Genomic DNA, 14,500 nt, shown 5'->3' on the forward strand with positions numbered 1-14,500 from the left:
TACTTTATCCCTAGAAGAAGTCCGTAAAGAACTATCAAATTCATCAGAAAATCTCGCAATTCGCGGCTGAATTAGCGAACGGTGAACACTTTTGCCGGACAAAGGACTCGCCCGGAGGCGACTGTACCGGGTCCCTTTTGGCAGGAATTTTATGTCCCGTTCAGCTGAAGCACAGAGCAGATCAATCCGGCGGCGAAACCACTGGTTTCTGCCAACAATAATCACTGCTCTGGTGCTGACTGCAGCTTGGATCTTTGCAGAATGGCAGTACCACCAAATCACCCACCAGTCGGCGCGCAGCCAGGTCACCAACAAAACCGCCCTGCTCCGGGCCAATCTGGAAGGGCTGCTGACCGCCAATACCCATATTGTACATGGGCTTGTGGCAACGCTGTCCACCGAACCTGACATGACACAGCTCCGGTTCAGCCAGCTGAGCGAAATTATCATGGGCGATGCACCACAGGTCATTGCCACTGCGGCCGCGCCTGATCTGGTCGTGACCCTGATCCAGCCCTATGACCCGGATTCGCCCGTCCTCGGACTGGACTACAATAAGAATGAAGCACAACGTGATGCCGCTTACAGGGTACGGGACCTGGGCCAGATGGTGCTGGCCGGCCCGGTCAATCTTGTCCAGGGCGGCACGGCACTAATTGCGCGTTTTCCGGTATTTGTCGGCGCTGCCGGCAACAGCGAAGGCAAGTTCTGGGGCATCGTCTCGGCGGTTATTGATATCGAACGGCTGTATACCGCCAGCGGATTGCTTGACCCGGATCTGGGACTTGATCTGGCGCTGGTCGGCGCGGATGCCACCGGCGAGACCGGCAAACAGTTCTTTGGCAGTCCCGAAGTGCTCTCCAGCGATCCCGTTCTGATGGACATCACCCTGCCCTCCGGCTCCTGGCAAATCGCCGCACGCCCCACCGGCGGCTGGGAGGCCGTTCCCTCGCCAAACAGTGCAATTCTGCGCCTGATCATGTTTCTGGCGAGCGCTTTGATCCTGTGGCCGACCTATGTTGCCGGCCGCCGCGCGCAGCAACGCGCCGCAGCAATTGCGAAACTTGAACGTCGGGAACTGCAACTGCTGGTTCAGTCCCGCCGGCTGGATATCGCGCTTGAAAGTTCCAAAATCGGGATCTGGGAATTCAATACCGTCACAGATGAGGTCTTCTGGGACCGCCAGATGAACCTTCTATATGGTTTTGAGGCGGATAAATCAGACCATGATTCAAAGACATGGGAGACCCGGGTACATCCCGAAGATCTGGACCGTGTCGAAACTGAATGCGCCCGGATCGTTGAAAACCAGAGCACCTCCTTGTCAAATTTCCGCATTCAGCTGCCGGATGGCTCAACCAAGTCCCTGCGCAGCATCGCAAAGACCTACACCAATGATGACGGGCAACTTATTCTGATCGGTGTAGATTGGGACGTGACCGAAGATGTAATCCTCCAGGAGCGGCTTCAGTCATCCAACACCGAACTTGTGTCCCGTCAGGCCGAACTGGAACAGGCGCATGCTCATCTGAAAGAACAACAACGCGACTCCTACCAACTGGCGCTGATTGCCAAACACGCCAGCGACAGTATCATGATCGCCGACGCCGGCGCGAAGCTTCTGTGGGTCAATGACGCCTTTACAAAGATGACCGGTTATTCTCGAAGTGAAGCAATTGGAAAGCGCCCGGGCGATCTGCTGAACGGACCTGGTACCGACCCAGAAGTGGTCGAAGGTATCAACGCTCATATCGGGCGCGGCGAGGCACTGCACACCGAAATTTTGAATTACACCAAGTCCGGGGACGAAATTTGCGTTGAAATTACCATGCTGCCCATCGCTGGCGAAAATGGCGAACCCGATCTGGTGATCAGCATTGAACGCGACATCACCGCCGCCAAGAACCACCAGCAGGAACTGGCCGCAGCGAAAACCGCTGCCGAGACCGCCGACCGGGTCAAGTCCGAATTCCTGGCGACCATGAGCCATGAAATCCGCACCCCGATGAATGGCATCATCGGTATGGCAGACCTGCTGCACAATGCCGGCCTGCCGCCGGAACAGGCGCTCTACCTGGAAACCATTCGCACCTCATCGACGGCTTTGCTCGACATCATCAACGATATTCTTGATCTCTCGCGGCTTGATGAAGGCAAGTTGAGCGTTTCTCCCGTGGCTTTTGACCTGCGCTCTTGTCTCCGGTCCTCGGTGGAACTGCTGCGGCCGCTGGCGATCGAAAAGAATTTATACCTGACGCTCGACACCACTTACGATACGCCAACGCATGGGCTGGCCGATGACGGGCGTCTGCGCCAGATCCTGGTCAACCTGGTCGGCAATGCGCTGAAATTCACCGAGACCGGCGGCGTATCTGTCCGGGTAAGCGCCAGGCCCACCGCAACCGGGCACCAGTTAGACATCGAGGTCCGCGACAGTGGAATCGGCATCAGCCCGGAAAATATCGGCCATATCTTTGACCGGTTTTCCCAGGAAGACGCAGCAATTACCCGCCGGTTTGGCGGCACAGGCCTCGGGTTGACCATTTCCAATATGCTGGCCCGGCTGATGGGGGGGGAAATCTCGGTCACTTCAGTGCAGGGCGAAGGCACCTGTTTTCATCTGAGCCTGCCGCTGGCACCTGCCACCGCCAAAAGCACGCTGGCCAAACAAAACAGCACGGCACCCGATCCGGACGAACTGTCCGGCAAAGTGGTGCTTGTGGCCGAGGACAACAAAACCAACCGCCTGCTTATTTCCAAGTTCCTCGAACATCTGCCGGTGGAACTGTATTTCGCTGAAAACGGTCGTGAAGCCGTTGTGCAGGCCCGTGCCACGGCGCCGGATATCATCCTGATGGATATGTCGATGCCGGTGATGAACGGGCTTGAAGCGACCCGTGAAATCCGTGCGATGGCAGGTATTCACCCGGTCATTATCGCCCTGACCGCCAACGCGTATGAGAGCGACCGTGAGGCGTGTTTTGAGGCTGGTATGGACTATTTCCTCTCCAAACCACTGCGCAAGAACCAACTGCTTGAAGCGCTGCATGATGCGAAGTCTGTGTCACTGGCCTGACACCTGTGGCCGCCGGCGCCGGGCTGGGCTGGGATTGCAACTGGGGCGTCCGGGGCTGAGACATGTGCTGGCAACCCCGGCGGACAGCTGCCGGGCGCGGCGCTGGCCGCGGGACCACCGGGTGGTTTGGCCACTGCCGCTGTCGCGCTGACGAGGCCCATATTCCAACCCGCTTGCCAACTCTCTTGCCAATTCACTTGCGTACCCAGCTGACTGCTGCCGCACTGACGCCGGCAAGTCTTGTACCCAACAAAACAGGCGCGCCGTTGACCGGCGCGCCTGTATAAATCTTGTTACTGCTGAGGCCAGATCAGACGGTTGCCGGCCGGCGGCGCACCTCGGAGAAAGACACCAGCTTGCGCAGGTTTTCGTCCCACAGGTTCAGCCGCACGCAGCCAAAGCTTTCCAGCAGCGTCATGCGCTGTGCTTCGGCGAGCTCTTTGTGGTCGCGCAGCACTTCGGTCAGACGATAAAACGGGATACGGCTGTAGAGGTGATGCACGTGATGCACCCCGATATTGCCGGTCATCCACTGCAGTGCTGCGGGCAGCACATAGTGGGAACTGCCGTGCAGCGCCGCATCATGCAGCTGCCAGTCTTCTTCTTTGTCCCAGTGGGTGTCTTCAAACTGATGCTGGACATAGAACATCCACATGCCGGCACTTGCCGCAACAAATATGCTGGGAAGGAAAATCAGCAGGATCGGGGCCGCACCGCCAAACCAGGCAATAATGCTGAGCGACAATGCGATCATCAGATTGGTGCCCATGGCGGAGTACCAATATTTGCTGCCGGATTTCATCAGGCCGACAGGCAGACGATTCTGGAACAGGTACAGGTAGACCGGGCCCAGGCCAAACAGCACAAACGGGTTGCGATAGAGGCGATACATAAACCGGCCCCAGGCGCTCAGCTGCTGATACTCCGCAACGGTCATGGTATGAATATCACCAATGCCGCGCTGGTCCAGATTGCCGGCGGCGCCATGGTGCAACGCATGAGACCGCTGCCAGACCGCGTAGGGCGTCAGCGTCAGAACCCCAAGCACACGCCCGACCCAGTCACTGACTTTGCGGTTTTTGAAATAGCCGCCATGGCCACAATCATGCTGGATGATGAACATCCGCACCAGAAAGCCACCATTCAAACAGGACAGGGCGAAGGCCAGCCAGTAGCTGAAGGACAGCGACCACCAAGCCAGAGCCCAGAGCGCAAGAAACGGGCCAAAACTGACGCCAATTTCAAAGATACTGCGCCAGGTGACCGGTTCGCGGTACTGGGCAAGGATCCGGACCCAGTGACGGGCAGATTCCGGGGAGGATGGCTCTGAAAAGCTTTGGTGGCGCATGCTCGTCATTATCGCAGTATTCTCTTTTTAGTTCGTTACGTGGCGGGCGCGGCATCCCGGACGCCCCCAAAAGGCTCCCCCGGAGAATCAGTCCTGAACCGATATCCGCCACACGTTGTCGCAGTGTCTTTAGAACAGAGTGTGCGCCAAGTCGATCCGCTTCGGATATGTTAGCGTCGGATGTATCACATTTGTCCCGTAAACGCGTGGTCGCCGCTGCGCTGAGAAACACCGCTACGGGCCGGCTCGCGCGCACTGACGCGGATTTTACCGCGCGGCGCGCCTGGCAGGGAACTCCGAAGGTCAGTGGAATAAAGCCATTATTCACATGCAGTTATCCCCTGACCAACGTTTGATTTCGAATTGCGCACCCGGTTCTGGTTGTCGCGACGACCCGCAGGTCAGGACATGGCGCATCAAATCAACCAGGCGTATTCCCGCCGCCGCCACGTCCCGGGTGCAAAACCAGCAAACCAGGAAGGACGCTGGCCTGGCCCGGAAGACTGTCACGCTGATTGCGGTGCCGGCCCACTCTGCGCTGAGGCGAACTCAGTGCGTCTTTCCGGCGCTGCGCCGCCCGGCTTTGGGCAACCACAACCACGGTGCCAGCCGCAGGGTGAACAGCAGATAGCCCAGCGCCCAGGCCGCGGCGGCCAGGGTCATTGCCTCCTGAGATGAGACCGGTGCGAAGGCGCGCAGCACGGCCGACAACACGATCAGAGCAAAGGCCGCCACCAGCACCCGCCCCGCCACAAGCGCCCGCCCGGTATGGCCCATTGCAGCACGCATCATCACCGCAGTTGTCATGCCACCGATCGCGCCGATGCCGAGCAGATGCACGCCCGTGGCCACGCCGGTCAGCTCAGGAAATAACACCGCCAGGCCCAGCGCGGTGAGCCCGGCCGGAATGAAAAGAAATGACAGGTGCAACATCATGAGCAACGGGGACGCCGCGCAGCGCGCGCCTTGCCAGCGGCCCAGACGCAGCAGGTTCAGGGTCGCCGCCACCAGCAAGGCCACGCCGGACCAATACAGGCCGGGAACCAGCGCCCAGAGCAGCAGCGCGACGGCCGTGAGCAGCAGGCACAGCGCGTCAAACCGCCCCACCGGTGCCGGCATCGCCCCACCCGGCGCCTGTTTATTGAGCCAGTTGCGGGTGAAACTGGGCACAATGCGTCCGCCAATCAGCGTGATCAGAAACACCAGCACGCCAAGCCCCAGCCGCAAGCCGGCATCAGTCGGCGCGCCGGTGATTTGTTCCAGGTGAAACACCAGGTTGGCCAGCAGAAAAATACCGAGCGGCAGCAGGATTTTCAGATTGCGCCAATTGCGCCCGGCGATGATCTCGACCGCGACCATGCCCAGCAGTGCCAGCGGGAAAGCCAGATCAGCCCCCATAAGCGCCACCGCGCCGAGGCCGCCAGCGCCAGCCATCGCCAGCCGGCCCAGGAGCCACAGCGTCACCAGCAGTGCCAGAGGCGCTCCGGTGCGCGGCATGCGGCCGGTCCAGTTGGGGATCGCGGTGAACAGAAACCCGGCCAGAACCGCGCCACTGTAACCAAAGATCATTTCATGCATATGCCAGTCGCGGGCGCTGAGTGTACCGCCTGGCTCCACACCGCTGTAGAACATATAGATCCAGGCGGGCACCGCCACCGCTCCAAACAGCCCCGCCAGAAAGAAAAACGGCCTGAACCCGTAGCTTAAGATCGCCGGGCCGCTGTAGGGCGCGGGACGCCCTGAGGCAGGAGAAGGATTTGTCATCACTCATTCCTCGTAAAGATGCGGGCCATGTAAAGTTGTGGGCCCCGTAAAGAAGTGACACCCGCAAAGAGGGGGCGTCCGCCGCCCTTCTTTTTCCGTCGCCCGGTGTCGTCGGCGCAGCTGCGTCTTTAAAGCACCTGTTCAAACATGCGTTCAAATCGTCTGGCAGATTTCTTCGGATGGCCTACCGCAGCGCTTTCTTGCAGATTGACCGCTTCCCCGACCTGGATCAGCCCAACCATACCCATGACGTAATGGGGGGCGCATTTAATGCCATAGAGCCCCTCGGCTTTGAGCGTCAGGGAAAAATCCGCGTTCAGTTTTGTTCTGAACGGTTCAGCCCCTTCGGGAAGCATGCCGGCGATAGACACCACATTGTGGCCTTTGGTGGTGGAGACGAATTCGATCGTATCGCCCGGCTGCGCCGCAATGAACGCCGGCTCAAACACCATCAATCCGTCTTTGCCGCGGTCCAGCATTTCGACAATGAATATTTCTGCCGAAGCGGCGCCCGCCAGCAGCATCACAGAGGTGGCCGCGGCTGCGATCATTTTAACAAACATAAAGGTATCCCTGGTCCATTAGGTCATCAGTTGAGTCACCATGTGTTTAGGCCAGGGGGAGATGCACCAGTTTGCGCGAGATCAAACTCCGCGCCTGTATTGGTTAAAATATTAGGGAAACCAGACAAAACGGCGGCGCTCAGCGCCCGGCAAACACACCTCCGGCCCGTGCCGCCGCTGCGACGGCCACCGGGCTGCTGTCTGCACCCGGGTTGCGCCAGCCGCACGCGTCACAATCGCGCCCTGCCCGGCTCAGCGGGTGAACAGGCCAAAGCGGGCAATTTCTGCCGGTGACATCATGTGAATATCCTCGGAAGTGGCGGCTGTCAGGGTGAACCAGTAAAACCGGCGATCGATGCCCATATCCTCAAAGAACGCCAGATAGGGCTGATGCGCCGGATCGCCCCGCGCGAGATCCCGCCCTTCAACATTGAACCCACTCCAGGAGTGCACGCCGACCAGAATACCGGGCGCGGGGTAACGTTCGACGCCAGCGAGGAAAAACTCAACGCCGCCAGAAGCAATAACCGCTCCGGGCAGCAACCTTGTGTTCAGTCCTGCGGCGCGCACCATGCGGGCTGCGACAAGATTGGCAGCGTCGTCGACGGAGCCGGGCACATAGCCCATGACGATCTCCTGCAGGTCCGGATTGCCCTGCAACAGGTCACGCAATTGCCCGGGCGTTTTCGAATTGATTATGCCGTCCATCTGCAACTGGTTGCCCGAGACCTGAAACCGCGTGGTCTCGCGCGCGTTCATCATAATGTTTTCGGCCAGACTGCAGCCGGCCAGCACGACGAGGCCAAACAGGATAAAAATCAGTCGCAGACGGAACCTGTTCAAAATCGCTGCGTGGCTCATACATACCCCCGGTCAGACGCTGCAAGATTGCCACAGATCCGCCAATACCGCACCGCAAAATATTCGCCCTACAGCTGCCGCCTGCTTCGCCGCCGCCAGAATGCGATGCTGCCTGCTCTGGCCAGGGCCCGCCTGGGGCGCGGTTTTTGCCCGTTCAGATGCGCCCGCCGGTTTACAGCGCTAAGGAAAAGTCTGCGCATACATTGTTTTATAGAATGCTGTTCGCAACGCCGGGCGCGCGCCCGCACAACGCTGGTTGCGGGCGTCTGTGACACCTGCCCAGACTGGCTTTGGAGCGAGACGGTCCGGCAACGGCGACACTAAAAATGCAGCCACGCCAAAAACCCTGCCAAAGCCTCGCGAATGCGCTGTCGTGGCCCTGTCGTGGTCTGAGACAGCCCGGTTGCAATGCGTCAGCCTGCCGGATGCGGAGCAACAGGCCCGGACCCGCGCACTCTTAGAAAAGTATGCGGCATGAACGGGCGCAGCCGCTGGCGCGCCAGGAAACAGGCCGCAAACAGACCGGCCACCACAGGCGTGCCGGTCTGCGTATTGTCAGAACGGTCTCAACAGCCGTTGGCCTGAACAGCACAAGACTGAATGTCGCGCACTTTGTCATCAATCACGTCAAGCTGCGCTTCAATCGTGGTCTGGAAATCACCGAGCTGGGAAATAATCCCCGACATGCTTTCCATTTTGTCTCCGCCCAGGCGCGCGGCTTCAATTTTGCTCATCACCCGGGTCGCGCCCAGTCCGGAAATATAGCGTCGCATGGTAGAGATCGCCACGGCGATATTTCTGACCTCGACGCCGATCTGATTCAAACCGCTTTCAGAATTTCGCTTACACAGGTCAGACAGCGACTCCAGATAGCGGAGTTCTTGTGGCACGTTAATTTTTTCCCGCGATCTGCGTTCACGTTCGAATTGCTTGAATGATTCCCGCATGATCCGCAGGCTGCATTTCTGGAACAATCCTTCTTCGATCACCCGCTGGATGGTGCCCATCGAATTGTCTGAATTGGAAATGAAATTGTTGAACCAGTTGGAGATCTCGTTCGACATCTGCTCATAATTCTGCGACAGCGACGAAATCGGCCCGCCGGTGGGCTCAAGCCCCGAGGCGATCAGGCGCATATTGGTCGGCGTATTTCCTGCTTTACCAAAAGCAAGCGCCAGCGCATCGGTGAGCTTGTGCAACTCAATCACGTCGTCCATCATCTGGCGGTAGAGCACAATACTGCGGTCTTCGGCCTCATTCAGGACAACATCCCGCGCCGCAATCTCTTCGGCCAGCGCATGGGTGGCAAAGGTGCTGTAGCTGCCAAAGCCAAGCGCTTTGATCCGCGTCAGCAGCGCTTCGGAACTTTGCTCAGGCGTGACAGTGCCGGCCAGTTCCTGTTCCCGCAAAGCAGCGTATTCTTCCTGGATGGTGGCGAACAGTTCACTGCCGGGCTTCAGCCGCACCGACAAATAGCCTTCGCGCAGTGGAAAAACGATGGCATAGACCCAGTAATGCAAGCCGTCGCTGGCGTTATTTTTCACATAGGCGCCCATCGGCTGGCCGCTCTTGATCGTGTCCCAAAAAAGCTGAAAGACCCCTTTGGGCATATCCGGGTGACGGATGATTTTATGGGGCGCACCCAGCAGCTTGTCCCAGTCGTAATGTGCAACTCTGCGGAAAACTTCATTACCGGCCTGGATGACACCACGTTTATCGGTGCGGGAGAAAAACGTCTCACTGAATTCAAACGGCGCCTCACCTGACTCCGGACGAATATCCACTCGGTTTTCTACAAAGCTCATAAAGCTGCCTTCTGCTTAAAATATTTGTTCCTGCCGCAGTCTTATCAGCCAAACCGTGTGTTCTTGCTTAACGCTGCCGGGTGACGCGGACCCCGGAGCAAATCGCAATTTGCTGGATTTAGGGGGAATTTCAGCGGGATGGGCATCTGCTGGCAGAGACAAGACCCGGTCGCAGCAACAGATGTCGTTGCTAATCTCTAAAATTTCTCAATAAAATCAATGCTATGACAACAACGCACGCAAGAAATCCAGGTTATTTCAATCCGCAATAAAACTTTGTGTAAGCCGCCTGATATCGCATTTTGTGACTACATTCAGCGTTGAAGCGTGAAAATATTTTTCGCGCATAAGAGTTCGAAATTGGATTTACGGCCGCGTTCCCCCCGGCCCGGCGATTTCAGCCCGCAATTGCCGCCCCCAATTGCCAGGCGCCGACTCACCGGGCTGTGGTGGCAGGTATTCCCGGCACGAGCCGCAATATTCTAAATGGTGGAAGCACTTCTGAACGGTCCGCCCTGGCGGCGCAGAGCGGTCCGGGACAGGCCCGCGGGCATATCGTCAACTCTGGCACCACGGCCCGGAAATCGCCCGGGCCGCTCATCCCTCTCGGTGGCAGGGGCTCAGCCGCGCGCCGCTTCAGCCGCGGCCCGGATGGTGCGGATATTGTCGCCATAAGGCGCCGGGTCGGAAACCGAGCCGCCGCGGAACACCGCGGAGCCGGCCACCAGCACATCAGCGCCGGCGGCAGCAACCAGTGGCGCGGTGACCGGGTCCACACCGCCATCAATCTCGATATGGATCGGGCGGTCGCCGATCATCGCGCGCAGCTGGCGCACTTTGTCCACCTGACTGTGAATGAACTTCTGACCGCCAAAGCCCGGGTTCACCGTCATCACGCAGACCAGGTCGACCATATCAAGCAGGCAGCTGACGCTCTCCGCCGGCGTGCCCGGGTTCAGCGCAATGCCCGCTTTCGCCCCGGCGCCGCGGATCGCCTGCAAAGTGCGGTGAATATGCGCGCCGGCTTCCACGTGAGCGGTGATCACATCGGCACCGGCTTCGGCAAAGGCCTCAATATAGGGGTCCACCGGCGCGATCATCAGATGCACATCCATCACGCCTTTGATATGGGGCCGGATGGCTTTGCAGGTCGCCGGGCCAAAGGTGATATTGGGCACAAAATGCCCGTCCATCACATCCACATGCACCCAGTCACAGCCCTGGGCTTCGATCGCAGCGCATTCTGCGCCAAAGTTGGCGAAATCAGCAGCAAGTATAGAGGGGGCGATCTTGATGGAACGATCAAAAGCCATGGCGCGAATCCTTTGGTGGCGTGAAGTGGCAACGGGCGTTCGATACCTTTTCTGCGGCCGGCTGTCACCTCTGCCCGGGGCGGCAAAGCACCCGATACAACCGGATTAGACGCAAGTTGCGGCAGAATCAGCAAAATCGCCGCCCGCCCTCTGGTCCGCCCCTGCCCCGTCCGCGAGCAACGCAACAACAAACCAATCCCAAGCCAGTCCGGCACCATTGCCAAACCACTGGCCTGCAGGAGGGTGAAAAATCGCCGGATCCGGCTTTTGACCAGCTGGTCAATCCTTGAAAAGCGAGCGCCGCCATGCCACCCTGAGCGCGACAAAAGGAGGCCACCTTGCAAACATCCCCATCCCTTGCCGACGTCACATCGTCGCATCTGCCGCAGATCCATGAAGCCCGCAATCCGGGCATGGACCTGGACCTGGACTGGGTCCGCTCTGTTACCGCCAATACCTCCGCGATTGAGCGCCGTGCCGCCACACTTCCGGGCCGGCGCAGCGTGAAAAAGGACTATCAGGCGGCCTGGCTCTGCCGCGCCGTCAGCTTGATGGATCTGACAACGCTTTCTGGCGACGACACCGAGGGCCGGGTGCGCCGCCTTTGTGCCAAAGCGCGCCAGCCGGTGCGCGAAGACATCCTCAAAGATCTGGGCATGAGCGGGCTGACCACCGGTGCGGTCTGCGTCTATCACGAAATGGTCGCCACCGCAGTGGCGGCTCTGGACGGCAGCAACATCCCGGTGGCGGCGGTCTCCACCGGTTTTCCCGCCGGGCTGTCGCCCTTCCACCTGCGGCTCGCCGAGATCGAGGACTCGGTAAAAGCCGGTGCCACGGAAATCGACATCGTTATCTCGCGCCGCCATGTGCTGACCGGGGACTGGCAGGCGCTGTACAATGAAATGCGCGCCTTCCGCACCGCCTGCGGCCCCGCCCATATCAAAGCCATTCTCGCCACCGGCGAACTCGGCTCGCTGCGCAATGTGGCGCGTGCGTCTTATGTCTGCATGATGGCGGGCGCGGATTTCATCAAAACCTCAACCGGCAAAGAAAGCGTCAACGCCACCCTGCCGGTCAGCCTGACGATGATCCGCACCATCCGCGACTATCACGCCCGCACCGGGGTGCGCATCGGCTACAAACCCGCCGGTGGCATTTCCAAGGCCAAGGATTCACTGGTCTACCTGTCGCTGATCAAAGAGGAGCTTGGCGGGCGCTGGTTGAAACCGGACCTGTTCCGCTTTGGTGCCTCCTCGCTGCTGGGCGACATTGAACGTCAGCTGGAACATCATCTGAGCGGCCACTATTCCGCCGCCAACCGCCACCCGATCGGATAAGACCATGAATGTGAAAGAGATATTTGAAACCATGGATTATGGCCCCGCCCCTGAAAACTCCGATGAAGCGATGGCCTGGCTGATGCAACGTGGCGACGGGTTTGGTCATTTCATTGACGGCAAGATGACCGCACACCACGACGGGTTCAAAAGCCGCAACCCGGCCACCGGCGTCACACTTGCCACCCTGTCTCAGGGCAGCAGCGAGGATGTGGACGCCGCCGTGTCCGCTGCCCGCAAAGCCCAGGGAAAATGGGCAAAACTACCCGGCCACAAACGGGCGCAGTATCTCTATGCGCTGGCACGCCTGGTGCAGAAACATTCGCGCCTGTTTGCGGTGCTGGAGACGCTGGACAACGGCAAACCGATCCGCGAAAGCCGCGACATCGACATCCCGCTGGTGGCACGGCATTTCTATTACCACGCCGGCATGGCCCAGCTGATGGATGAAGAGCTGCCCGGAGCGGAAGCGCTGGGGGTTTGCGGCCAGATCATCCCGTGGAACTTCCCGCTGTTGATGCTGTCGTGGAAAATCGCCCCCGCCATCGCCATGGGCAATACCGTGGTGCTGAAACCGGCGGAATATACTTCACTCACCGCTTTGCTGTTTGCGCAGATCTGTCAGGAGGCTGGCCTGCCCAAAGGGGTGGTCAATATCGTTACCGGTGACGGCGCCACCGGCGAGCTGATCGTCAACCACAAGGACATCGACAAGATCGCCTTTACCGGCTCCACCGCTGTGGGCCGCCGCATCCGCGAAGCCACTGCCGGGTCTGGCAAGGCGCTGACGCTCGAGCTGGGTGGAAAATCGCCTTATATCGTTTTTGATGATGCCGATATCGACAGCGCCATTGAAGGCCTGGTGGACGCGATCTGGTTCAACCAGGGCCAGGTCTGCTGTGCCGGCTCGCGCCTGATCGTGCAGGAAGGCATTGCAGAGGACTTTTATGCCCGGCTGCGTCTGCGCATGGAAAAGCTGCGCATCGGCAACCCGCTGGACAAATGTGTCGATGTGGGCGCGCTGGTCGATCCGGTGCAGTTGAAAGCTGTGAGCAAACTGGTCAACGAGGGCGGCCACGAGGGCGAGGTGTTCCAATGCGGCACATTGCCGGAGGCGGGCTGTTTTTACCCGCCAACCCTGATCACCGGGCTGCACCCGGCCGCGCGTCTGATGCAGGAAGAAATCTTTGGTCCGGTGCTGGTCGCAACCACTTTCCGCACCCCGTCTGAGGCGGTGGAAATTGCCAACAACACCCGCTATGGCCTGGCGGCGACGCTGTGGACTGAAAACGTCAACCTGGCGCTGGACATCGCCCCCAAACTGGCGGCCGGCGTGGTCTGGACCAATGCCACCAACCTGTTTGACGCCGCCGCCGGTTTTGGTGGTGTGCGTGAAAGCGGCTTTGGCCGTGAAGGTGGCTGGGAAGGGCTGCGCGCCTATACCCGCCCCAACACAAAAGCTGCGAAACAGGCGCAGATCCTGCCGGTCGCAAGGCCCGCTACCGCGGAGGTCAACCAGCTGGACCGCACCGCCAAGCTATATGTCGGTGGCAAACAGGCGCGCCCGGATGCGGGGTATTCCAGCCCGGTGTTTTCGCCGCGTGGCCGGCAGCTGGGCCATGTCTCTCTGGCCAACCGCAAAGATGTGCGCAACGCGGTTGAAGCCGCTGCCGGTGCCAAAGCCTGGGGCAAAACGTCGGGCCATCTGCGGGCACAGATCCTCTATTACATCGCAGAAAACCTGTCGGCGCGTGCGGACGAGTTCGCCGCCCGGATCCGCGATCTGACCGGCGCCACCGAGGCCCGCGCAAAGGCTGAGGTGGAGGCCAGCATATCCACCCTGTTCACCGCCGGGGCCTGGGCTGACAAATTTGACGGCGCCACCAAGGCGGTGCCGATGCGCGCCCTGGCGGTGGCGGTGAATGAACCGGTCGGCATAATCGGCGCGATCTGTTCTGATGATCAGCCGCTGCTGGGTCTGATCGGGGCGATGGCACCGGCGCTGGCGATGGGCAACCGGGTGGTTCTGGTGGCCTCAGAAGCGGCGCCGCTGGCGGCAACCGACTTTTATCAGGTGCTGGAAACTTCAGACGTGCCCGCAGGTGTGGTCAACATCCTCACCGGCAGCCATTCTGAACTGGCGCGGCCGCTGGCGGGCCATATGGGCGTTGACGCGATCTGGTGTTTCTCCTCCTGCGACCTCTCGAAGGTGGTTGAAGCGGAATCCGCCAGCAATCTCAAACGCAGCTGGGTCAACAACGGCCTGGCGCGGGACTGGGCCACCACGCCGATGCGCGATGTGCTGCCTCAGACGACAGAGGTCAAAACCATCTGGGTGCCCTACGGCGAATAAGCGCCCTGCCTCTCGCACACACACACAAAGAAAGCCCCGGCAGCACAATGCTCCGGGGCTTTTTCGTTTTCGGGTTTGTA

The 14,500-nt window shown here is 59.8% G+C and carries 9 protein-coding genes; 3 read left to right on the top strand and 6 right to left on the bottom strand.

The features are described 5' to 3' along the window. Window positions 1-151: 151 nt before the first annotated feature. The gene (locus DWA01_RS10775; protein ID WP_114285846.1) at window positions 152-3,076 is read left to right on the top strand and encodes an ATP-binding protein; all 2,925 of its coding nucleotides are present in this window, start codon (window positions 152-154) and stop codon (window positions 3,074-3,076) included. A gap of 310 nt (window positions 3,077-3,386) precedes the next feature. On the opposite strand, the gene DWA01_RS10780 is transcribed toward DWA01_RS10775, so the two are convergent. From DWA01_RS10780 to rpe, 6 genes are all read right to left on the bottom strand, one after another. After that, window positions 3,387-4,424, bottom strand: a complete 1,038-nt coding sequence (locus DWA01_RS10780; protein ID WP_114285847.1) for a fatty acid desaturase — start codon at window positions 4,422-4,424, stop codon at window positions 3,387-3,389. Window positions 4,425-4,973: 549 nt separating this feature from the next. After that, on the bottom strand, window positions 4,974-6,188 hold the full coding sequence (locus DWA01_RS10785) for an NnrS family protein (protein ID WP_114285848.1): 1,215 nt from the start codon (window positions 6,186-6,188) through the stop codon (window positions 4,974-4,976). 128 nt (window positions 6,189-6,316) lie between these two features. Then, the gene (locus tag DWA01_RS10790; RefSeq protein ID WP_114285849.1) at window positions 6,317-6,751 is read right to left on the bottom strand and encodes a pseudoazurin; all 435 of its coding nucleotides are present in this window, start codon (window positions 6,749-6,751) and stop codon (window positions 6,317-6,319) included. A 252-nt stretch (window positions 6,752-7,003) separates the two neighbouring features. Next, a complete protein-coding gene (locus DWA01_RS10795) occupies window positions 7,004-7,612 on the bottom strand; it encodes a COG3904 family protein (protein ID WP_114285850.1) in 609 nt (202 codons plus the stop codon). Window positions 7,613-8,178: 566 nt separating this feature from the next. Continuing rightward, a complete protein-coding gene (locus DWA01_RS10800; RefSeq protein WP_114285851.1) occupies window positions 8,179-9,417 on the bottom strand; it encodes a PAS domain-containing protein in 1,239 nt (412 codons plus the stop codon). 620 nt (window positions 9,418-10,037) lie between these two features. Continuing rightward, on the bottom strand, window positions 10,038-10,730 hold the full coding sequence (rpe, locus tag DWA01_RS10805) for a ribulose-phosphate 3-epimerase (protein WP_114285852.1): 693 nt from the start codon (window positions 10,728-10,730) through the stop codon (window positions 10,038-10,040). Window positions 10,731-11,068: 338 nt separating this feature from the next. Between rpe and deoC the strand changes: the two genes are divergently transcribed. Both deoC and DWA01_RS10815 read left to right on the top strand, forming a co-directional pair. After that, window positions 11,069-12,067 (top strand): deoxyribose-phosphate aldolase, encoded by a 999-nt coding sequence (gene deoC, locus DWA01_RS10810; protein ID WP_235008522.1) that lies wholly within the window; start codon window positions 11,069-11,071, stop codon window positions 12,065-12,067. A 4-nt stretch (window positions 12,068-12,071) separates the two neighbouring features. Continuing rightward, a complete protein-coding gene (locus DWA01_RS10815; RefSeq protein WP_114285854.1) occupies window positions 12,072-14,420 on the top strand; it encodes an aldehyde dehydrogenase family protein in 2,349 nt (782 codons plus the stop codon). The last annotated feature ends 80 nt before the right edge of the window (window positions 14,421-14,500 follow it).

The organism is Candidatus Halocynthiibacter alkanivorans (assembly GCF_003333265.1).
GTDB lineage: Bacteria > Pseudomonadota > Alphaproteobacteria > Rhodobacterales > Rhodobacteraceae > Halocyntiibacter_A > Halocyntiibacter_A alkanivorans.